The organism is Acinetobacter sp. UBA3461 (assembly GCF_002381195.1).
GTDB lineage: Bacteria > Pseudomonadota > Gammaproteobacteria > Pseudomonadales > Moraxellaceae > Acinetobacter > Acinetobacter schindleri.
Genome location: NZ_DFRO01000045.1, coordinates 157,657 through 178,306, shown reverse-complemented (window position 1 = coordinate 178,306; position 20,650 = coordinate 157,657). Strand labels below are relative to the sequence as shown.

Annotated in this window: 21 protein-coding genes; 2 read left to right on the top strand and 19 right to left on the bottom strand. The window is 45.1% G+C overall.

Going from position 1 to position 20,650, the window contains the following annotated elements; translation table 11 throughout:
- Window positions 1-248: 248 nt before the first annotated feature.
- On the top strand, window positions 249-1,445 hold the full coding sequence (locus B3D47_RS13400) for a PQQ-dependent sugar dehydrogenase (RefSeq protein ID WP_286862447.1): 1,197 nt from the start codon (window positions 249-251) through the stop codon (window positions 1,443-1,445).
- Between the two features lie 570 nt (window positions 1,446-2,015).
- Here the strand turns inward: B3D47_RS13400 and B3D47_RS13395 are convergent.
- From B3D47_RS13395 to ribF, 5 genes are all read right to left on the bottom strand, one after another.
- Window positions 2,016-2,558, bottom strand: a complete 543-nt coding sequence (locus B3D47_RS13395; protein WP_004890962.1) for an NADPH-dependent FMN reductase — start codon at window positions 2,556-2,558, stop codon at window positions 2,016-2,018.
- Between the two features lie 128 nt (window positions 2,559-2,686).
- On the bottom strand, window positions 2,687-3,169 hold the full coding sequence (locus B3D47_RS13390; RefSeq protein ID WP_004890959.1) for an FKBP-type peptidyl-prolyl cis-trans isomerase: 483 nt from the start codon (window positions 3,167-3,169) through the stop codon (window positions 2,687-2,689).
- Window position 3,170: 1 nt separating this feature from the next.
- Complete coding sequence (lspA, locus tag B3D47_RS13385) at window positions 3,171-3,701, bottom strand: signal peptidase II (RefSeq protein ID WP_004813944.1); 531 nt, start codon at window positions 3,699-3,701, stop codon at window positions 3,171-3,173.
- Window positions 3,694-6,540 (bottom strand): isoleucine--tRNA ligase, encoded by a 2,847-nt coding sequence (gene ileS / locus B3D47_RS13380; RefSeq protein WP_286862445.1) that lies wholly within the window; start codon window positions 6,538-6,540, stop codon window positions 3,694-3,696. Before ileS ends, lspA begins: the two co-directional genes overlap by 8 nt.
- Before the next feature lie 64 nt (window positions 6,541-6,604).
- Window positions 6,605-7,606, bottom strand: coding sequence for a bifunctional riboflavin kinase/FAD synthetase (gene ribF, locus B3D47_RS13375; RefSeq protein WP_008305915.1), 1,002 nt, complete (start codon window positions 7,604-7,606; stop codon window positions 6,605-6,607).
- Window positions 7,607-7,937: 331 nt separating this feature from the next.
- Between ribF and B3D47_RS13370 the strand changes: the two genes are divergently transcribed.
- Complete coding sequence (locus B3D47_RS13370; RefSeq protein WP_008305913.1) at window positions 7,938-8,501, top strand: 5'-nucleosidase; 564 nt, start codon at window positions 7,938-7,940, stop codon at window positions 8,499-8,501.
- 60 nt (window positions 8,502-8,561) lie between these two features.
- Here B3D47_RS13370 and B3D47_RS13365 read toward each other — a convergent pair whose 3' ends face one another.
- The 14 genes from B3D47_RS13365 to ubiG all read right to left on the bottom strand — a co-directional run bounded on the left by B3D47_RS13365 (window position 8,562) and on the right by ubiG (window position 20,588).
- The gene (locus B3D47_RS13365) at window positions 8,562-9,197 is read right to left on the bottom strand and encodes a TetR family transcriptional regulator C-terminal domain-containing protein (protein WP_171058634.1); all 636 of its coding nucleotides are present in this window, start codon (window positions 9,195-9,197) and stop codon (window positions 8,562-8,564) included.
- Between the two features lie 332 nt (window positions 9,198-9,529).
- Window positions 9,530-10,336 carry an ABC transporter ATP-binding protein gene (locus B3D47_RS13360; RefSeq protein ID WP_008305908.1) on the bottom strand — a complete coding sequence of 269 codons (807 nt, stop codon included), beginning with the start codon at window positions 10,334-10,336 and terminating at the stop codon, window positions 9,530-9,532.
- A gap of 24 nt (window positions 10,337-10,360) precedes the next feature.
- The gene (ssuC, locus tag B3D47_RS13355) at window positions 10,361-11,176 is read right to left on the bottom strand and encodes an aliphatic sulfonate ABC transporter permease SsuC (protein WP_278363845.1); all 816 of its coding nucleotides are present in this window, start codon (window positions 11,174-11,176) and stop codon (window positions 10,361-10,363) included.
- Entirely contained in the window at window positions 11,176-12,351 is a 1,176-nt protein-coding gene (gene ssuD, locus B3D47_RS13350; protein ID WP_262468036.1) for an FMNH2-dependent alkanesulfonate monooxygenase, read from the bottom strand. The genes ssuC and ssuD overlap by 1 nt, the downstream gene beginning before the upstream one ends.
- Before the next feature lie 16 nt (window positions 12,352-12,367).
- Window positions 12,368-13,360, bottom strand: coding sequence for a sulfonate ABC transporter substrate-binding protein (locus B3D47_RS13345; RefSeq protein ID WP_376747598.1), 993 nt, complete (start codon window positions 13,358-13,360; stop codon window positions 12,368-12,370).
- A gap of 29 nt (window positions 13,361-13,389) precedes the next feature.
- Window positions 13,390-14,349, bottom strand: a complete 960-nt coding sequence (locus tag B3D47_RS13340; protein ID WP_286862439.1) for a sulfonate ABC transporter substrate-binding protein — start codon at window positions 14,347-14,349, stop codon at window positions 13,390-13,392.
- 336 nt (window positions 14,350-14,685) lie between these two features.
- Complete coding sequence (gene argA, locus B3D47_RS13335) at window positions 14,686-16,035, bottom strand: amino-acid N-acetyltransferase (protein ID WP_286862437.1); 1,350 nt, start codon at window positions 16,033-16,035, stop codon at window positions 14,686-14,688.
- Between the two features lie 133 nt (window positions 16,036-16,168).
- The gene (locus tag B3D47_RS13330; protein ID WP_048882123.1) at window positions 16,169-16,555 is read right to left on the bottom strand and encodes an RcnB family protein; all 387 of its coding nucleotides are present in this window, start codon (window positions 16,553-16,555) and stop codon (window positions 16,169-16,171) included.
- Between the two features lie 219 nt (window positions 16,556-16,774).
- Window positions 16,775-17,158, bottom strand: coding sequence for an RcnB family protein (locus tag B3D47_RS13325; protein WP_286862434.1), 384 nt, complete (start codon window positions 17,156-17,158; stop codon window positions 16,775-16,777).
- Window positions 17,159-17,441: 283 nt separating this feature from the next.
- A complete protein-coding gene (locus tag B3D47_RS13320) occupies window positions 17,442-17,597 on the bottom strand; it encodes a hypothetical protein (protein WP_167367438.1) in 156 nt (51 codons plus the stop codon).
- Between the two features lie 184 nt (window positions 17,598-17,781).
- Window positions 17,782-18,201 (bottom strand): hypothetical protein, encoded by a 420-nt coding sequence (locus B3D47_RS13315; RefSeq protein ID WP_004813913.1) that lies wholly within the window; start codon window positions 18,199-18,201, stop codon window positions 17,782-17,784.
- A 168-nt stretch (window positions 18,202-18,369) separates the two neighbouring features.
- Entirely contained in the window at window positions 18,370-19,116 is a 747-nt protein-coding gene (locus B3D47_RS13310; protein ID WP_180185295.1) for a YciK family oxidoreductase, read from the bottom strand.
- A 63-nt stretch (window positions 19,117-19,179) separates the two neighbouring features.
- Window positions 19,180-19,863 (bottom strand): HAD family hydrolase, encoded by a 684-nt coding sequence (locus B3D47_RS13305; RefSeq protein ID WP_286862432.1) that lies wholly within the window; start codon window positions 19,861-19,863, stop codon window positions 19,180-19,182.
- Window positions 19,860-20,588 (bottom strand): bifunctional 2-polyprenyl-6-hydroxyphenol methylase/3-demethylubiquinol 3-O-methyltransferase UbiG, encoded by a 729-nt coding sequence (gene ubiG / locus B3D47_RS13300; RefSeq protein WP_048882125.1) that lies wholly within the window; start codon window positions 20,586-20,588, stop codon window positions 19,860-19,862. Before ubiG ends, B3D47_RS13305 begins: the two co-directional genes overlap by 4 nt.
- Between the last annotated feature and the right edge of the window lie 62 nt (window positions 20,589-20,650).

Sequence of the window (20,650 nt, the reverse complement as noted above, 5' to 3'; positions counted from 1 at the left end):
GGGGGTGTTTTTTTATGCGCGAGATCTGATCAATTGATTGCTTACTGAAAACTGCGGGCCAACAGATCTATCAGGTGAAAATCTAATGTAATTCAGCCTGTATCAAGGGATAGTTTCAATATAGTTAAGACTTATCGGCGCAAGCTAGGGTTATTTTCGTTTACGATTGTTAACCTTTTTATGCTTTTAGTGAGCGTTTGAGATGCTAAATTGTAAGTTATTCGTTTTAATAAGTATGTAGAATAACAATGAAACAGGTTCATCTCGCAGCAATGTTGTGTTTAGGCTTTATCCCTTATAGCCTGACTGCCTGTCATGCACAGAACAAGACGTCACAGGAACTCAATAAGAGTCCGGAAGCGGCAAACTCTACTTCCGAAACTGTAACTGCACCTTCTTCCACTCAAGTACAGCAAGCCTATAAGGTTAATAATATTGCCGAGTTTAATGAACCATGGGCGATAGCACCTTTAAAGGATGGTCATCTATTGGTTACCGAGCGTAAAGGCAGACTGTATTTATTCGATCCAGAAACCAAGAAAAAGACTGTAATTAAAGGCACCCCAAAAGTGGCTTATGGCGGTCAGGGCGGCTTGGGAGATGTCGCATTACATCCTGATTTCGCCAATACCCCATGGATCTATCTGAGCTATGCTGAACAGGGTCAAGGCGGTTATGGCGCAGTAGTAATTCGTGGCAAGTTGGATTTGAAGCGTAGTACACCACAGCTCACCCAGATCGAAAAAATCTGGACTCAGGTTCCTAAATTTTCTTCGGGGCAGGGCCACTATGGACACCGAATTGTATTCGGGCCGGATGGCAAGCTCTGGATCAGCTCGGGTGAACGTCAACAGTTTGATCCTGCACAAGATATGAAGTCTAACGTCGGTAAAATTATTCGCCTGAACGATGATGGCTCGATCCCTGCCGATAATCCCTTTATGAATCAGGGTGAAATTGCCCAGCAGGTTTGGAGTCTTGGACACCGTAATCCTCTGGGAATGGCGTTTGATCCCAAAGGGCAGCTCTGGGTCATTGAAATGGGACCGAAGGGCGGTGATGAACTAAACAAGATTATCAAGGCTAAAAATTATGGCTATCCTTTAGTATCAAATGGTGATCATTATGATGGAAAGCCAATTCCTGACCACAGTACCCGACCTGAATTTGAAGCACCTGTATTGGACTGGACGCCGGTAATCTCTCCATCTGACCTGAACTTCTATACCGGAAAAATGTTCCCGCAATGGCAAAATAAAGCGATAGCCACAGGTCTTTCTTCCAAGGCAATTATTATTATAGATACAATGCAGCAACCTGCCAAAGAAGTTCAACGGCTCGATATGAAAGCAGGGATTCGTGGCGCAGTACAGGCTCAGGATGGGGGCATCTGGGTGATTGAAGATGGTCCTCAGGCACGTTTGTTAAAGCTCACAGCGCTTTAAGTCATAATTTTTATATAGATAGGAGGATTCTTAGGAATCCTCTTTTCATTTAAGAGTAAAAATATGCTTCTTATAAAGGTATAAAAGAAAAAGCCCTGACATCCTGTCAGGGCTTTTCCAGATTCATTTATCAAGGTATAACTCCTGTCATACCGATCAACTTCCTGCTGCATTTATTGTTTTTTATTCTTCAAGACATCCTGTCCTGTATGTCTTAACTATAAGAGGAATTCCGGATTTGGTATAGCCTCAATTCTCCCCAATACTTGTACGCCATAGCGTACAGTGGTGCTGAAATTTGCAGCAAGAGAGCGGGAATATTTAAGCTTATAGACAACCCAGGAAGTAAAAGGCCTCGACAGGATGTCGAGGCCTTTTGGATTTGCTATGAAGATCTGACTCCTGTCGGATCTGGCAACTTCCTGTTGTGATGCGCTTTTTCTTATTCTTGTATCGCTATTGGACATCCTGTCCAGTGATGACTTAAATATAGCGTGTATATTTGTAGGCAAATAGCAGTGATTTCTGCTTGGCTTGTAAGCTAAAACGGACGTGGCTGTCCGCAGCAACTTATGCACTGACGTACTGAATCAGCTTGTCTACTACACCTCGTAGGGTTTTATTATCAAATTCATTTCCTTCAAAGGTATAGTCCTTCGCACGACTAAAAATATCACGGATTTCGATTACCGCATTGGTATCCACTAAACCAAGCTGCGTACCAACCTGACGGATCTGATCGATAGAGCGCGAACCGTTGGTCGCACCATAGCCGACATAAGCCGCCGGTTTGCCTTGCCATTCCTTACCCAGATAATCCAGGGCGTTTTTTAGGGCTGGACTGTAGCCATGGTTATATTCCGGGCTGATAAAAATAATGGCATCTGCGAGTGCAATGAAATCAGCCCATTCCTGTTGTTTAGGCTGGTCATAAATACCGGTGAGTGGAGGATGTGCGCCAGCAAACATCGGCAGGTCCCATTCTTTCAGATCGACAATTTCAGCTTCCAATGTACTGAAGTGATAGGTTTTAATTTGTTTAAAGATCCAGTCAGCTACTTTGATCGCTACACGTCCTTCGCGAATACTGCCTACAATGATGTAAATCTTCATCTTATTATCCTGTCATTGCTTCACTCAATTTAAATTAATCAGAATAAGCAAGGATGAATAGGCATGATTTGTATCTTGATATCTGCACTAAAAAAAGCGCCCGAAGGCGCTTTGTCGTGAAATAATGCTTACATCAATTTCACACCTTGTTGACCGGCTGGGGTTACTTTAAAGATTTCTACTTCAAAAGTAATATTCTTGCCAGCTAGCGGGTGGTTGAAATCCACTTCAGTGATGTCATCACCGACGGTTTTCACCACGCCATACAGGCTTTGTTTCGCTTTGTCTTCAAACTCGATCATATGACCTTCAATTGGACGTTCGCCAAATTTCACAGTATCAAATTTTTGTACGTTTTCAGGATTCCATGGACCGAAAGCATCTTCAGGAGGAAGACTTACGGTACGACGGTCACCGGCGCGTAAACCGAACAGCGCTTTTTCAAAGCCTGGTAGCAAGCTGCCATCGCCCATCACCAGACTTACCGGCTCAGTACGACTGCGGGTATTGTCAATTTCAACACCATTTTCAATGGCTACTGAGAAATGAAGCTCAACCTTAGAGCCAGCTTCAATACGAGTTTCCTCGTTAGGATTAATAAAATCAGTCATGTTATTTCGCCTGCTGTTGGTTGCGTTTTCCTTCTAAGAAGAAGGTGTCAATCAGCATTAAAATAGTACCTAACGTAATGGCACTGTCTGCAAGGTTAAAGGCAGGGAAGTGGCTATTCTGATAATAAACATGAATAAAATCGACTACATAGCCGAGAGAAACACGGTCAATCAGGTTGCCGATGGCACCGCCCAGAATCAGGGCAACGGCCAAAGGTAAAACTTTCATGTTCTTTGGCATACGCATCAGCCAGAACACGAAAATCACAGACACTACTCCTGCCAGCGAAGTAAAGAAATAACGTTGCCATCCACCGGCATCGGACAGAAAACTAAAGGCTGCGCCATAGTTATGCAGTAATGTCCAATTTAAAAAGGGCAGGACGGGTACTGGATCTGCGTAATTCAGACTAGTGGTCGCAATCCATTTGGTCCATTGATCCAGAATAATTGAAACAATAGTCAGACCTAACCACCACAAGTTGTGAGGATAGAACTGGAATAAGCCCTTTTTTTCTTGTGGATTAGGCATATTTTCTCTCTTCGCCTTGGCCTGTCGGCAGGTTGATGATACAGCGGCCACACAAGCCTGGGTGTGATGCATGTGTGTTTACATCAGGAAGTACATGCCAGCAGCGTACACATTTCTCGCCGTCTGCTGCAGAAACTTTCACATTCAAACCTTCCAGATCAGATGCTTCACCTTGGGCAGCTTCAAAGTCATTCACGATCACTTGAGAGGTAATCAGTACAAAACGCAGTTCATCACCCAGTTTGTCCAATACCGCTTTCAGCTCGTTCGACGCCCAAAGTTCAACTTTGGCAGACAGGTTCGAACCCACTGTTTTTTCAGTACGCGCCGCTTCAATAAACTTGTTCACTGCAGATTTTACCGAAATCAGCGTTTGCCATTCAGCTTCAGTCACCAAGTTCGCAGTAGATGCAGCTGGAATATCATACCATTCAGCAGTGAACACATATTTCTCTGACTGCTCAGGAATCAGTGGCCAAGCTTCTTGTGCAGTAAAGCTCAAGATCGGTGCCATCCAGCGTACGAATGCCTGTACCAGATGATACAGTGCAGTTTGTGCAGAGTGACGTGCCTGAGAATCGGCTTTGGTGGTGTATTGACGGTCTTTGATGATGTCGAGGTAGAAACCACCCAAGTCGTTGATACAGAAGTTGGTTAAGGCATTGGTCACGATATGGAAGTTCATATCTTCGTATGCTTTCTTAATGGTTTCTTGCACTTCTGAGGCACGTTGCAAGATGTATTGATCAAGCGCGATCAATTGATTTACAGGAAGCGCATCAGTTGATGGTTTGAAGCCATTCAAGTTGGCAAGTAAGAAACGCAGTGTGTTACGGATACGACGGTAACCATCAGATGCACGGCTAAAGATTTCTTTACCTGCAGTCATTTCATAGCGGTAGTCCGCCGATGCGATCCAGAAGCGTAAACCGTCTGCACCCATATCTTTAATGATGTCTTGTGGGGTAATAATGTTACCCAACGATTTTGACATCTTGCGGCCTTTCTCATCCACCACGAAGCCGTGCGTCAGCAAGCCTTTATATGGTGCGCGTTCGTTGATGGCAATCGAGGTTAACAACGAAGACTGGAACCAGCCACGGTGTTGGTCTGAACCTTCAAGGTAAAGATCCGCAGGATCTTGTAGTTCTTCACGTTCACGTAATACAGCGTAGTGTGTTGTACCCGAGTCGAACCATACGTCTAGCGTGTCACGTACCGCATTGTACTGTTCAGCATCATCACCGATGAACTCGCGTGCATCACGGTTGTACCAACCATCAATACCTTCCTGTTCAATCAGTTTAGCGACTTCTTCGATCAGTTCAGGCGTACGAGGATGTAGCTCATTGGTATCTTTATGTACGAAGAACGGAATTGGCACACCCCAAGTCCGTTGACGAGAGATACACCAGTCTGGACGGCCTTCAATCATTGCTTGGATACGGTTTTTACCCCAGTCCGGCACAAAGCTGATCTCGTTTTCGATCGCATTCAATGCGCCTTGACGTAAGCCTTTGGCATCCATGCTGATGAACCATTGTGGTGTCGCACGGAAGATAATTGGGGTTTTATGACGCCAGCAGTGCGGGTAGCTGTGTTTGATTGGGTGATGTGCCCAAAGCTTGTTGGCCTCTGCTAATGCAGCAATAATTTGTGGATTGGCTTTGTAGATATGCTCGCCAGCAAACAGTGGAGACGTTGGTAAATACACACCGTTACCACCCACTGGATTTTCTACTTTCAGGTTGTACAGCAAGCCAACTTTATAGTCATCCACACCATGGCCAGGCGCCGTATGCACTGCACCGGTACCACTGGTGGCAATCACGTGTTCGCCCAAGATTACAGACACTTGACGATCGTTAATCAGTGGATGTTGCAGAATCAGGTGCTCAAGTTTGCTACCGGCAAAATCAGCAATGACTTCAACAGTGGTAAAACCGTAGCGTTCAGTTGCAGATTCCACCAGATCTTTCGCCAGGATAAAGTTTTGCGCCGCTTTTTCTTCGCCACGCGCTTTCACCAGTTGATATTCAATTTCAGCATGCAGGGCAACGGCTTGGTTCGCAGGAAGCGTCCAAGGCGTTGTGGTCCAGATCACGATATCAGTACGGTCAGCGACTTCTACACCTAAACGTGCAGACAGGTCAGCCAGATCGACTACAGTGAAACCGACGTCAATCGCGTCTGATTTTTTATCTTCATATTCAACTTCTGCTTCAGCCAGAGATGAACCACAGTCCAGACACCAGTTGACCGGTTTCAGACCTGGTTCGATATGACCAGCTTTTGCGATTGCACCCAGTGAGCGAACAATATCCGCTTCTTGTTTGAAGTTCATGGTCAGGTACGGATTGTCCCAATCACCGAACACACCCATACGTACAAAATCTTTCTTTTGTAATTCAACTTGGGTGTAGGCATATTCACGGCAAGCTTTACGGAAGGTAGACGCATCGACTTTCACGCCGACTTTACCGACTTTTTCTTCAACTTTCAGTTCGATTGGAAGACCGTGACAGTCCCAGCCCGGTACATATGGGGCATCAAAGCCATCCATGACACGGCTTTTAATAATGATGTCTTTTAAAACTTTATTGACTGCATGGCCCAAGTGGATTTGGCCGTTTGCGTACGGAGGGCCGTCATGAAGTACATATTTTTTCTTGCCAATACGCGACTCACGAATCTGCTGATAAATGTTGTCGGCATACCACTCTTCTAACCATTTCGCTTCACGTACTGCCAGATTTGCCTTCATTGCAAAGTCAGTACCTGGGAGGTTTAGCGTGGCTTTGTAATCCACTGCATTTTCAGGAGTTTGCTTATCGCTCATGCAAGTTGTCTTCCAATTCAATCTGTCATTTGACAGACACGTTTTACAATAAAAATATGGGGGATTAAAAGGGAAATGTGGGGTGATTTCGACGAAACTCAAGTAGTTTCTCGACATCGTCATCAATTCCGGCTTTTAGGGCTTCAAGCGAAGGATAATTCTTTTCGCCATGCAAATAGTTTAAGAATGTCACCCGCATCAACAGGCCATACAGATTAGCAGAAACATCAGGGAAATGTACTTCTAATCGCCATTCTGGTTGTTCCTGCTGAATGGCCGGGCGGGTCCCGACATGTCCGGCGCCAAACAGACCGGTGGGGTCATAGCCAGCAATGCCTGTTTTGCTTGCATCACCAGCTCTAGCTTTATCTTTTAAAGGTTCGGTTTCACACACCACTTCCACGCCATAAATACCCTGCAAACACGGTCTATGGCGGTTTAAGCGCACATTAATGGTCGGAAAATCAATGGTGCGGCCGATCTGGTCGCCATATTGTACCCGCCCGGTAATGCTATAAGGGCGCCCCAGGAGTTTGGCAGCCAGGGCAAGATCGCCTGCTTGTAGTGTCTGACGGATACGGGTCGAACTGACACGTTCGCCGTCGAGTTGTACGGTATCCAGATTGGTGACCTGAAAACCATAGTTACGCAGGAATTCGCTATTGCCCTGACGGTGTTTACCGAAGTGGAAATCATCACCCAGCACCAGATGCTCGGCATTCAGTTTATCTTTTAGAATATCGGCAAACTGTTCTGCATTCAGACTACGGAAACTTTCATCAAATTTCGCCACCGCAATATAGTCCACACCCAGTTCAGTCAGGTATTCCACCTTTTCACGTAAAGATGATATACGGGGTGGGGCCTCATAGCCTTTGAAATATTCCAGTGGCTGTGGTTCAAAGATCATGACCACGCTTTTCAGCTGCTGCTGTTCCGCCACGGCTTTCAGCTGTTTGATCATGACCTGATGACCTAAATGCACACCGTCAAAATTACCAATGGTAACCACCGTTTTAGGTAACTCTGTGCGAGACGATAAGGCATTTAGACGGAGCAGCTTCATGGGCGAATCAGGTGCTTGGAAATTCGAAGAGGCTATATATTGCCATAATCTTTACGTTTCGTCTTGTTGTTGTGTTTTTATGCAATATCTTTTATTTAAAAATCTTTAGCCCAGAACTTAATCGGCTGAATAAAATAAAAATTAATCAATATTTCCTGCTTCCTTAGCGCTCTAATAATCAGAGCTAGCTTTACTTTTCTGGCAGTTTAAACAGGTTTATAGCAGACAGGGCAGAGACCATTTTCTGCTGAGCAGAAATCGATTTTTATTTGCAGTGCTTACCTGTTTATCTTTTAATAGTCCAGTATTTTAAAATTGATATGGAAACCCAATGTCTGAACATGCACTGATTATGGCTTTGCCCAATGAATCCAAAGGCTTATTTGAAGCACAAGGTATTGATGTGCATTATAGCGGTATTGGCAAAGTCAACGCAGCCTTTAAAGCCTTTGAAGTGATTCAGAACACAGGCTGCAAGACTTTATTGAACCTGGGTACGGCAGGCAGTTCGCATTTTGATGCGCATGCCCTGGTCGAAGTCAGCCAGTTTGTGCAGCGCGATATGGATGTTTCACCACTCGGTTTTGACGTCGGCTTAACCCCGATGGATCAGCATTTCCCGGGAGCAATCGAGCTTGAGCCTTTCTTTGATCATTTGCCCAAGGGTATTTGCGGAACCGGAGATAGCTTCGAAACAGGACAACCGAAAGTGCCCTGCCAACTGGTCGACATGGAAGGCTATGCACTGGCCAAGGTATGCAAGAAACTTGGCGTACGCCTGATTTCTGTAAAATACATTACCGATGGTGCCAATGACACAGCGCATCTCGACTGGGAGGAGAACTTATTGTTAGGCGCGCAAAAACTGTTATTTTTATATCAGATGTTAAAATAAGAATAAGGTCAAAGACCGGATCGGCGACCATAATGACTATGGTCGTATGCCAAGCAAAACTTATGCATTTTGTTCAGGACGTGGTAGTACACCATAAAGCATCATATGTACAGTATGTTGAATCACACGCTGCTGCATGCTACGGTTACGCAGCGTTTTGCCGGTCACCATTTCCATCTGTATGGCAAAGTCGGCATAGTTCTGTGTCACTGCCCAGATATTCAGGATCAGCAGTTCAGGGTCAATATCTTTAGAAATCTTGCCCTGTTCCTGCCAGTTACTGATCACCTTGGCTTTACGTTTCACCAGTTTTTTCAGTGGACCTTTCAGGATTTCCAGAATATGTGGTGCCCCCTGGATCACTTCCAATGCAAACAGGCGAGATGCTTTCGGTTGCGTACGTGATACTTCAATTTTCTGCATCAGATAATTGGTGATCGCTTCTTCCGGTTCTAGCTCGGCTTCAAGCATTTGCAGCGGTGCAAGCCACTTTTGCAGTACGGTGGTTAACACTTCTACATAGAGAGCTTCTTTATTTTCATAGTAATAGAAAATATTAGATTTATGCATTTCTGCAATTTGTGCGATTTCGTCCAGACTTGCCCCACTAAAACCATATAGGGAAAAAACGTCTAGAGCGGCACTGAGCAGCTGGTTGCGCTTTTGAGTACTCTTTTTTTGTTCCATCAGCAATATAAAAACAATTAAAAAAGGGAATATTGAATTGTACGGCAAATCATCAGATTTGTGCACAAAGTAGAAGTCTAATTTTTTGAATAATGATGATTTATTCTGTAGATCAACTATGTAATCCCTACAAAACTAGCGAATCCCAGTATAAAAATCAAGCTTTTGAAAATGTTTAAATTATTTTGAAGCCTTTTGTTATTGAGAAATCAGTTTAATTAATGTCAGATTCATGACATTTTATTTTTAAGATGGACTGTAATTTTAATTTTGATGAAATTCTAAGAATTATCTATCCTTCAAAGTGAAAACCCGGAGCTAAGTCCGGGTTTTGTTTCTTTTTAGGTTGCCAGTACGGCATTCAGAACTTGCTGTTCCAGTTCAGCAAACTGAATTCCTTTCTGACGTGGACGTGGCAAGTTGACACGGAACTCTTTGGCAATATGACCTTTGTCCAGCAGGATGATGCGATCTGCTAACTGTACGGCTTCACTGACATCATGAGTCACCAAGATCGCAGTAAAGCCCTGTTCAGTCCATAACTTCTCGATCAGGTTCTGCATGTCAAGGCGGGTCAAGGCATCCAGGGCACCTAATGGTTCATCCAAGAGCAGGATACGTGGTTTATGGGATAAAGCACGTGCCAAGGCTGTACGTTGACGCTGACCACCCGACAGTTGCGATGGCCATAGCCCTGCTTTTTCCTTTAAGCCGACTTTCTCCAGCATGCTTGATGCATTGGCATGCTGATCTTTCGGCAAGCCCAATTGCACATTCTGTTCAATGCTCCGCCATGGCAACAAACGCGGATCCTGGAACATCACCCGAATATCGTCCGCAGTAATACCTTCACGAATATGACGTGCTGACTTGAACTTGATTTCGCCGTAGCTCTGTTTTTCCAGATCGGCAATCAGACGCAGCAGGGTACTTTTACCACAACCACTACGCCCGACAATTGCCAGGAATTCGCCCGGCTGAATATGCAGATCCAGATCTTCCAGAACCTTGACCGAGCCATAGAACTTATGCAGCTGTTCAATAATAATTTCGGCACCGATGACTGCATGGGGATCAATATCTGCCGCAGCATAGTCTTGTGGTGCAGTTTGGTCATTGGCGAGACGCCCTAAGCTGAGATCAGTCATCATATGCTCCTCAATATTATTCATTTATTTTTGATAGCCAGCATGCCAGCGCAGCAGGAAACGTTCCAAGGCAACCGCCAGAACATCCGCCAGTTTGCCAAGTAGGGCATACAGTAAAATACCGACCAGTACCACATCGGTTTGCAGGAATTCACGTGCATTCATGGTCATATAACCAATCCCGGACTGTGCAGAAATGGTTTCAGCCACAATCAGCAGTACCCACACTAAACCTAACGAGAAACGTAAACCCACCAGAATCGAAGGCATTGCGCCCGGTAAAATAATTTCTTTATACAGTTGCCAACGGGTGAGCCCATAGCTTTTACCCATTTCGATCAGCTGCGGATCGACTGAGCGAATACCATGATAGGTATTGATATAGATCGGGAAGAACACGCCGATAGCGACCAGAAACAGCTTGGCTGATTCATCGATGCCGAACCATAAAATCACCAGTGGAATTAGGGCCAGGGCAGGGATGTTCCGGATCATCTGTAAAGTGGTATCGAGCAGGGTAGAGGCAGCTTTGGATGAACCATTCAGTAAACCTAGAAGCAGCCCCAAACCCCCACCCACCAGTAAACCACTCAGGGCACGGCCAGCACTGACTTTTACATGGGTCCAGAGTTCACCACTCATCAGCAGAGCCCAGAATGCGGCGATGACTGCACTCGGTGCAGGCAAAATTCGGCTTTCCAGCAGGCCGGTACTTGACGCGATCTGCCAGATCAAAATTAATCCAATGGGAACTAACCAGGGTAGCAAACGCTGCCCGAGTTGTGTTCCACGTGAAACCTTCTTTTCTGCAATGGTTTCAACAGAAACGACTTTCGACATTAAGCTGGCTCCTGAACACTCGCAGCCTTCTTGTTCTCATCTGGCGTGTAGTTATTTGCCACAATTTCACCGAATGGACCTGTCAGGTTTGGCTGAGTCAATTTTTTCTGGGTTTCAAGTGGTAAAAGTGGAAATACCAGTTCAGCAAAACGGATCGACTCCTCCAGATGTGGGTAGCCCGAGAAGATAAAGGTATCGATACCCAAGTCAGCATATTCCTGAATACGTGCTGCGACAGTTTCAGGGTCACCTACCAGTGCTGTCCCTGCGCCACCACGTACCAGTCCGACACCTGCCCAAAGGTTTGGAGAGACTTCAAGTTTGCTACGGTCGCCATTGTGCAGTTCAGCCATACGACGCTGACCGACTGAATCCATTTGCTTGAATTTTGCCTGAGCTGCCGCAATGGTTGCATCATCCACATACTGGATCAGCTCTTCTGCGGCCTTCCATGCTTCTTCATTGGTTTCACGAACAATCACATGTAAACGAATACCGTAGCTAAGCTTACGGCCTTTCGCTTCAGCTTTGGCACGGACATTTTCAATCTTTTCTTTGACTGCTGCAGGTGGTTCACCCCAAGTCAGGTAAGTGTCAACCTGATCTGTTGCAAGTTCAATCGCCGCATCTGAAGAACCGCCGAACCACAGTGGAGGATGGGGTTCTTGAACGGGTGGATAGAGCAATTTTGCATCGTCTACACTTAAGCGTTCACCGTGGAAAGTGAAGCTTTCACCCGTGTGAGAGCGTTTCAGGATTTCACGCCAGATTGTCGTGTATTCAGTTGCAGTCTTGTAGCGGGTTTCGTGATCTTCATACACGCCGTCGCCTTTTAGTTCCTGCTCATCACCACCAGTGACCAGATTTAGCAAGACACGGCCACCAGATAAACGGTCAAAGGTTGCTGCCATACGTGCAGCCAGTGCAGGAGTCGTTACACCCGGACGTAGCGCAACCAAGAATTTCAATTTCTTGGTCGCGTCAATCAGGCTGGCTGCGGTTAACCATGGATCTTCACATGAACGGCCTGTTGGAATCAGTACACCTTCATAGCCCAGGTTATCGACCGCAACTGCAATCTGTTTCATATAAGCATGATCGACCTGGCGTGCACCTTTGCTGGTACCTAAGTAGCGGCTGTCACCATGTGTCGGAATAAACCAGAAAATTTTCATGTCTTTGATCCTTGAATTATTTGCCTGCCCAAACGGCTTGCTGAATATTGATAGATTTTGGAATGATCTTGAGTTCGCTAAAACGGTTCGCGAGTTCTTGCTGGTCGGCAATCACTTTCTTGGTGAGCGGTGCAGCACCAGATGGATTAGGACGACGCTGGATAAAGGTCTGGCTGACAATTGGTGTTAAGCCAGTACTTTGCGCAAAGATTTTTGCAGTTTCAGTTTTATGACGCTGTACCCATTTATCTGCAACATTGACCTGTTTGATAATTCCTTTTAATGCTTGCGGGTGTTTTTTAATTAAACTTTCTGAAGCCAGATAGAAGGTATAATTGGGACTTAAGCCTTTCCCTGAAGCTAAGACTCTGGCTTTATCTTCTACTTGCGCTGCAGCATAGTACGGGTCCCAAATCGCCCAGGCATCAATCGCACCTTTCTGGAAAGCTGCGCGTGCATCCGCAGGGCTTAACCAGATTGGCTGGATATCGGTCCATTGCAAACCTGCCTTACGTACTGCCTGGACCAGTAAATAATGCGAGCTGGAACCGCGATGAACGCCGACACGTTTACCTTTGAGCTGGCTCAATTTGGTAATTTTGGAATTGTGTTGTACCAGAATGGCAGAAGAGAGCGGTTTTGCAGTTTCATAAGCAAAATAATGCAATGGTTTATTACCAGCTTGAGCATAGACAGGAGGAGTGTCTCCAGTCGCACCGATATCAATAGAACCTACAGCTAATGCTTCTAAAATTTGTGGTCCGCCTGGAAATTCGTTCCAGCTGATTTTTGCATTTGGAAATTCCTGTTCAAGTAGCTTTTGCTGTTGTGCAATGACCAGGTTTACCGAAGCTTTTTGGTAGCCTACACGAAGCTGTTTCACTGACGGATCAACTGCCCAAGCGGCACTTGAACCCAACATCGCACAAGCAACTAATACGGCATTCATAGCATGACTGGAGGTTTTGAACCGTGTGATTGCTTTGTTGTGTCGCTGATGTTGAGTCATTATTAGATCCCCTGATATTTTCTTATGATTTATTTGGTTAAAATTGCTGATTGAATATTCAGTTTTGCTGGAATCAGTTGCTGACCATAAAAGGCATCAGCGACCTGCTGCTGTTTTTGCGCCACTTCTGGCGTGAGCGGTTTTACCCCAAAGCCCATTCGTGAAATTGAAGTTTTCAATACGTCGAATGCCAGGCCTGTCGGTTTTTCTAGAAGTTTCGCTGCCTCATCCTGATGGTTAGATACCCATTCAGTAGTCAGGTTCAGCTCATTCACTACCGCATCAATGATCTGTGGATTCGCTTCAGCGAACTTACGATCAGCCAGATAGAACTGATGATTACTCACGATATTCTCACCAGTTGCAATCACACGTGCACCAATCTGATGTTCTGCTGCCGCAAAGAATGGATCCCAGATCACCCAGGCATCAACCGCTCCACGCTCAAAAGCGGCACGTGCATCAGAAGGTGGCAGGTACACCACTTCAATATCGCTGAGTTTCAGATTATTGGCTTCAAGGACTTTTAATAGTAAATAATGAACATTTGAGCCTTTGTTGAGTGCAACACGTTTGCCTTTCAGGTCCTGGACGGACTGAATATTTGAGTCTTTTTGTACAATCAGAGCTTCAGCCTTAGGTGCTTCAGGTTGGTTTGCGACATACACCAGATTTGAGTTGGCTGCCTGAGCAAAGATTGGCGGTGCTTCACCGGCTTCACCAAAAGACACACTGCCTACATTCAGACCTTCAAGTAATTGTGGACCTGCCGGGAATTCCACCCATTTCACATTTACGCCCTGTTGTTTTAATAAAGTTTCCAACGTGCCGCGTTCTTTCAAGATTGGAAGGACGCCATATTTTTGGAAACCGATATTCAGCGTTACACTTTCTTCTTTTTTAGAGCAGCCAGAGAGCAACATCACGCCAGCAATAGCAGTACTCAGGGCTGCTGTTTTTGCAATGAATTTAACCGTAGATTGGCGCATGAATATAAACTCCTGACAAAAAGCCAATTAGATGGAATAGACAAGTTAGGCATACGCTAATCGTTTTTTATTTTCCAAAAAAATAACAATTCGGGAATTTCTAATGAGAAAAAAAGATAAATAAAAAAGCGAAAAACTTATGTAGAAAAGTGATTTGGAATCTTTATGGAATTTAATTTTTACATAATTTAAGTTATTGAAATGTATACATAATTTTTTTAATAAAATATAAAGATATGGATATGAAAATCCATGCAAAGCTTTTTAAGTTAAATACTTAAGAAATCCACATATCTTTAGCAAAAAATAAGATATATAAACAAATAAAAAGTCACATTAAAGTGACTTTTTACAAACCAGGGAATTACGCTGATAGTTATATAGCGCCTGACGGGCATCGGGCAGATCATCGACAGAGGATTGTTCAAAGCCTTGTTCCAGGAACCAGTGTGCAGTGCGTGTGGTCAGAATAAACAGTTGCTGAATACCCATGCTCCGGGCTTTATCTTCCAGATAATTCAGAATCTGGCTGCCGCGGTTGGACTTGCGATAACTTGGATCGACAGCGACACAGGCAATTTCAGCAGAACGCAGCTCATTGCCTGTGGTTGGAATCGGATATAACGCGGCACAGGCCAGAATCATGCCGTCACGTTCAATGACCGCGAACTGTTCAATTTCGTTTTCCAGACGTTCGCGTGAGCGATACACCAGAATGCCTTCTTCTTCCAAAGGCCGTAGCAGGTTAATCAGACCGCCAACATCCTGAATGGTAGCCATACGTACATCTTCATAATGGGCATCGGTAATCAGGGTGCCGGAACCATCTCGGGTGAACAGTTCTTCCAGCAGCGCGCCATCATGAGCATAGGAAATCAGATGCACACGGTTGACGCCATTCATCGAGGCTTCCTGTGCAGCGCGAAGTTGCAAGCTCAGTTCGGATGGCAGGTCTTGAGCATCCTGCATAATATAAGCATCCAGCTGACTTGGCTGCACTTCACGTTGCAATTGTCCATCCATATTCAGCAGGCCATGCTGTTTACCCAGGAAAATCAGCTTGTCCGCCTTGATACGAATCGCAGTTTTGGTCGCAACTTCTTCAGCCAGCAGGTTGAACACTTCGCCAGTGGTGGAATAACCGGTTGGTCCAAGCACCACAATGTTATGGCTGTCAAGATGACGCTGAATCGCATTGGTGTCTACGGTACGGACTTCACCAGTTAACTGGAAATCAATACCGTCACGAATCCCGTAAGGCTTGGCAGTAACAAAATTACCGGATACGACATCAATACGGGCGCCATACATGGGTGAGTTGGCCAGTCCCATTGAGAGCAAGGCTTCAATCTGCAGGCGGATTGAACCCACAGCATTCATGACACAGCTCAACGATTCACGGGTTGTGATTCGGCGCTGACGATGAAAAGGCGTGATGATCTGACTTGCTGCCAGATTCAGGTTGATCTGTGGACGCGCACCATGCACCAGAATCAGATGAATTCCGAGAGAATGCAGCAGGGCAATATCGTGAATAATATGCTGGAAATTGTCATGCAGCACCGCCTCGCCATCAAACATGATCACGAAGGTCTTGTTACGGTGCGCATTAATATAGGGCGCAGAATGGCGAAACCAATGCACATATTGCAAAGTTGTGCTTTGAGACGGTTCTGCTGGATTCATGCGCTGGCCTATATGAGAAAATAATACTTAATTGAATTTGATTCTAAAAAAACCCGGGAACGAAGTACAGCAATAAAAAAACACCTGAAGCGTGGGCTTCAGGTGCAATGGAGAAAAGATACAGAATTGAGATTTAGTTGAGGATACGGATAATCTTGTCATTACGCTCATTGACTAGCACATAATCACCATTGATTTTGTACCACTGCTGATTTCTGCCTGCATTTGGCAGACGGCGTGCTTCATAACCACTTACTTCAAAACGGCGGTTGTCATACTGGTTAGGCAGCTTTTGACCGACACGCCAGTCACGGCTTGGATTTACCACGCGGTTGTTATAGCGTTTATCATTCCAGCGACGGTCATCACGGCGATCGTCCCATTTTTTCGCATCTTTATGATCCCAATGCGGTGCCGGTTTATGTGGCGCATAACGCGGATCGTGTTGCGGTGCAGCCATTGCAGAAGTTGCAACTAAAGCACTCAAGGATAAAGCGATTGTTGTTAACACTTTTTTCATGGCATTCACCTGAATTCATCATTATCGTTTCGATGAGACTAAATTAGCGAATCAGTAGAGAGAAACCGTGAGGGCAATTTAGGCGAATTGTTAAATTTATGAAGAAAAAAAGAAGAATAAGAGGAAATTACAGGTTTTTTTAGTCAAGAACAGCATCCAATACCACCTGGCTAAAATAAAAAAGACCCAAACAAGTTGGGTCTATGAAAATGTAAGGATTTAATGTCCAAGAATTCGAATAATACTGTGGTTGTCCGAATCGACCAGAATGTATTCATTATTGACTTTATACCATTGCTGTCTGCGGTCCGGTTTTGGCAACTTGTGGTCTCTATATTCAACTTTATAACCATTACCGCGATAATGCTGTGGCATGACATAGCCGGGTTGCCATTTCATTTGCTGTAAACGCTTGACACCACGCTCTTCACGCATGCGGCGGCGGTCTTCATGATCATCATCTGCGCGATCACGGAATTTTTTAGACTGACCTTGACGTTGATCCATATGACGTTCATCATCAAAATGCGGCGCAGCATTGGCAACATTCGTCAGCATTAATGTACTGATAGACATTGTCAAAGCAACCAAAAGCTTTTTCATGGTGAACCCTCAATCAATTGTTCATTTTCTACAGTCTAATTTACGCAAAAATTGCAGAGAAACTGTGAAGATCAGGCATGTATTCTTTAAAGAATGCAGAGAGATTATGACTATGCCATGATTTCAGTAGTTTTTGAACACTTCATACAGGCTAAGCGCTTGAGAAGCTGTGGAATACTATCCTGAGGCTAATGTATGGTGAGGTCAAGAGAAACCCGGTTAATTAGGGCAATTTATCTCCTGTATTCCAGTCGAATAGTACCTCAATATTTGCAGGTCTGAACTAGTTCCATTGTTCAGTCAAACCCTGTAACGACTGGATCGCTTCAGCCACACATTCCGCTTCAGTCGCATCATCTAAAGCTTGAATCAAGGTAGCTGATAATTGCAGGCTTTCAATATGGCGAATAGTCTCGATTTTACGTTTTTGGTCAGCCATGCTGGATTCTCCTTTATCTGGTCATCATCTTGAATACAGGCATCATAGCGCTCAGGCTTTAATTTGAAAAACCGAATAAAATTATTATTAATATGTAAAAAACCGATTTATAGCTGTTTTTAACAGATTTTCCGAATAAAAAAAGAACACGCTTGGCGTGCTCTTATATCGGTTTAACCCTGGCTTAGTAAGCGTAGTTCAGATCGGTATAGTCAGTCAGGGACTTCTGGATATGTGCATTAATAAAGGCACGTACATCATCCGTGGTCATGGGCTTGCCCTGATTGCTAATTACATGTTCGATATCCGGCTGATTTTCAATTTTAATGCGATACACAAAATGTTTAGCCAGACGGTAGCCATCATCCAGTTTTTCAATACCTGTGACATAGTAATAGGCATGTTCAAAGTTCAGATCGGTATGGGAAAAGATAAACTGCTCGAATAGTTTCAGCTTGCTGCCATTTTCGAGTGCTTTGATGTCGTCCACAATACTGGCTTCAAACTTCACGCCGTATTTTTCAGAAACCGGCTGCTGATCAATCAGAAGTGACACCATGCCATCTTCCAAAGTGGTCACGGTGATGTTGTTTAGGTCAGTCATGTTGCACTCGAATCAAAATCTGTTAGCGATAGTATGGGTGAATTTTAGCGAAACTCAATGCGACCAGGGTGGAGTCAGATAAGATTTATGCATTATTTCATTCTAAAATAGCAATAAAAAAGGGAACCAAGGCTCCCTCATTTCAATCATTTTCACTTTAATCAGCAGTTAATCCTGCGCATCAATACTTTGACCATTCATATGCAGACTGTCATCACCCATCAGGTAAAGATAAGCCGGCATAATCGATTCCGGGGTTGGCAAGGTTAGTGGATCTTCATCCGGATAGGCTTTAGAACGCATCGCAGTCCGGGTTGCACCCGGATTAATGCAGTTAAAACGCACATGTGGATGTACATTTTCTTTGGCAAATAGCTGGCTTACCGCTTCAATGGCAACCTTGGAAACTGAATAAGCTCCCCAGCGTTCACGCACCTGGCGGCCTACACCTGAACTGGTAAAGACCACAGAAGCATGCTCAGATTTTTCGAGCAGAGGAAGCAGGGCCTGAGTCAGCACAAAGGGTGCACGCAGGTTGACAGCCATTACATCATCCCAGACGCCGGGGCTATAGTTTGCCAGTTCAGTACGTTCACCGAGAATGCCTGCATTATGCAGAATTCCGTCCAGACGACCAAACTGTTTACTCAGCGTTTCGAACAGGAGCTCATAATCACGCTCAGAAGCACTGGAAAGCTGTAAAGGCAGAATTGCCGGGCGTGGTGCACCCAAACCTTCAATTTCATCATAGATGACTTCAAGCTTGTTCAGGGTGCGACCATGCAGCACTACCGTCGCGCCATGCAGGGCATAGCTGATCGCTGCTGCACGTCCAATGCCATCGCCGGCACCTGTGATCAGGATAATACGATCCTTTAACAGGTCTGAGCGAGGTTGATATTCTGAATACTTCATGAACGACCTCCTTATTTCTTGCTTATTGTTGTGAAGTTTAATGTTCTGACCGGAACCTGAGTTTTAGCCGAGTACTGGCTTTAAAACCAGATCCTGAATTCGTTGATGTAATTCTTCTACACTATGCACGATACAATCGGCCTGCCAAGTGTTTAAATTATCTTTATGTTCTAAAGGCAGATAACCATAGGCTGCCAGAATAGTATACATATTGGCCGCACGTCCGGCATCGATATCACGTGGATGATCGCCGACATAGATACAGTCTTCAGCCGCCAGGTCAATCTGTTTTGCTGCCAGATACATCGGCTCCGGATCCGGTTTGGTACGGCCCACATCTTCCGGGCAGACCAGTACCGAACAGCGCTCTGAGAGATTCAATACCGCAAGCAGCGATTCACTTAACCAGCGTGGTTTATTGGTGACAATACCCCAAGGAATACTGCGTGCCTCCAAAGCTTCCAGCAGTGGATACATGCCGTCAAATAGGTCAGTATCTACTGCAATATCGGCACCATACAGGTCTAAGAAACGCTGACGATGCGCCAGCAGGAGAGGATCTTCCAGCTCGAGTTCCGGATAGACCAGCTTGACCATGGCACGAGCACCTTCTGAAACCTGAGTGCGGATCAACTCTGGTGCTACTACTTCACGGCCTTCTTCGCGGCACATATCCTGAATAATGCGGACAAAGTCGGCAGCAGTGTCAATTAAGGTACCATCGAGGTCAAAGAGAACTGCTTTCATTCAGCAGCTCCATTCGCCTGTTCTTTTGCCGTATAGACCATATAGTTAACATCTACATTTGGCGCTAACCAGTAACGTTTGGTCAGCGGGTTATAGTGCAGACCCGTCATATCTTTTAATTTCAGACCAGCGTTGCGGATGTCATGCGCCAGTTCAGATGGCTTGATAAATTTGCTGTAGTCATGCGTACCACGTGCCAGCATACGCAGCACATATTCTGCACCAATAATGGCAAACAGATAGGACTTCGGATTACGGTTAATGGTCGAGAAGAACACATGACCGCCTGGTTTTACCAGTTTATGGCAAGCCTGAATGATCGATGCCGGATCTGGAACATGCTCCAGCATTTCCATGCAGGTCACCACATCGTATTGTCCCGCCTGTTCCTCGGCGAGTTGCTCAACAGGAACCTGACGGTATTGAATATTGCTGACACCTTCCTGTTCCGCATGTAGACGTGCCACATTCAGGGGTGCTTCACCCATATCGATACCAAGCACATCAGCCCCACGGCGTGCCATGCTTTCGGCCAGAATGCCGCCGCCACAGCCTACATCCAGAACTTTTTTGCCGCTCAAGCCGCCAGCATGTTCGTCAATCCAGTTCAGACGTAGTGGATTAATCATGTGTAAAGGGCGGAACTCGGAATGCTGATCCCACCATATGGCTGCGAAAGCTTCAAATTTGGCAATTTCTTGTGGATCAACATTCAATTGCGACATCGGTGTCACCTCAATCAAGTCGTTATATTTTAAAAAAGTTCAATGTTGATTAGTGTAGCGCT

Bases quoted from the DNA above. Each gene is read 5' to 3' on its own strand.
- B3D47_RS13400 (WP_286862447.1), top strand. From the start codon at position 249: ATGAAACAGGTTCATCTCGCAGCAATGTTGTGTTTAGGCTTTATCCCT.
- B3D47_RS13395 (WP_004890962.1), bottom strand. From the start codon at position 2,558: ATGAAGATTTACATCATTGTAGGCAGTATTCGCGAAGGACGTGTAGCG.
- B3D47_RS13390 (WP_004890959.1), bottom strand. From the start codon at position 3,169: ATGACTGATTTTATTAATCCTAACGAGGAAACTCGTATTGAAGCTGGC.
- lspA (WP_004813944.1), bottom strand. From the start codon at position 3,701: ATGCCTAATCCACAAGAAAAAAAGGGCTTATTCCAGTTCTATCCTCAC.
- ileS (WP_286862445.1), bottom strand. From the start codon at position 6,540: ATGAGCGATAAGCAAACTCCTGAAAATGCAGTGGATTACAAAGCCACG.
- ribF (WP_008305915.1), bottom strand. From the start codon at position 7,606: ATGAAGCTGCTCCGTCTAAATGCCTTATCGTCTCGCACAGAGTTACCT.
- B3D47_RS13370 (WP_008305913.1), top strand. From the start codon at position 7,938: ATGTCTGAACATGCACTGATTATGGCTTTGCCCAATGAATCCAAAGGC.
- B3D47_RS13360 (WP_008305908.1), bottom strand. From the start codon at position 10,336: ATGACTGATCTCAGCTTAGGGCGTCTCGCCAATGACCAAACTGCACCA.
- ssuC (WP_278363845.1), bottom strand. From the start codon at position 11,176: ATGTCGAAAGTCGTTTCTGTTGAAACCATTGCAGAAAAGAAGGTTTCA.
- ssuD (WP_262468036.1), bottom strand. From the start codon at position 12,351: ATGAAAATTTTCTGGTTTATTCCGACACATGGTGACAGCCGCTACTTA.
- B3D47_RS13345 (WP_376747598.1), bottom strand. From the start codon at position 13,360: ATGACTCAACATCAGCGACACAACAAAGCAATCACACGGTTCAAAACC.
- B3D47_RS13340 (WP_286862439.1), bottom strand. From the start codon at position 14,349: ATGCGCCAATCTACGGTTAAATTCATTGCAAAAACAGCAGCCCTGAGT.
- argA (WP_286862437.1), bottom strand. From the start codon at position 16,035: ATGAATCCAGCAGAACCGTCTCAAAGCACAACTTTGCAATATGTGCAT.
- B3D47_RS13330 (WP_048882123.1), bottom strand. From the start codon at position 16,555: ATGAAAAAAGTGTTAACAACAATCGCTTTATCCTTGAGTGCTTTAGTT.
- B3D47_RS13325 (WP_286862434.1), bottom strand. From the start codon at position 17,158: ATGAAAAAGCTTTTGGTTGCTTTGACAATGTCTATCAGTACATTAATG.
- B3D47_RS13320 (WP_167367438.1), bottom strand. From the start codon at position 17,597: ATGGCTGACCAAAAACGTAAAATCGAGACTATTCGCCATATTGAAAGC.
- B3D47_RS13315 (WP_004813913.1), bottom strand. From the start codon at position 18,201: ATGACTGACCTAAACAACATCACCGTGACCACTTTGGAAGATGGCATG.
- B3D47_RS13310 (WP_180185295.1), bottom strand. From the start codon at position 19,116: ATGAAGTATTCAGAATATCAACCTCGCTCAGACCTGTTAAAGGATCGT.
- B3D47_RS13305 (WP_286862432.1), bottom strand. From the start codon at position 19,863: ATGAAAGCAGTTCTCTTTGACCTCGATGGTACCTTAATTGACACTGCT.
- ubiG (WP_048882125.1), bottom strand. From the start codon at position 20,588: ATGTCGCAATTGAATGTTGATCCACAAGAAATTGCCAAATTTGAAGCT.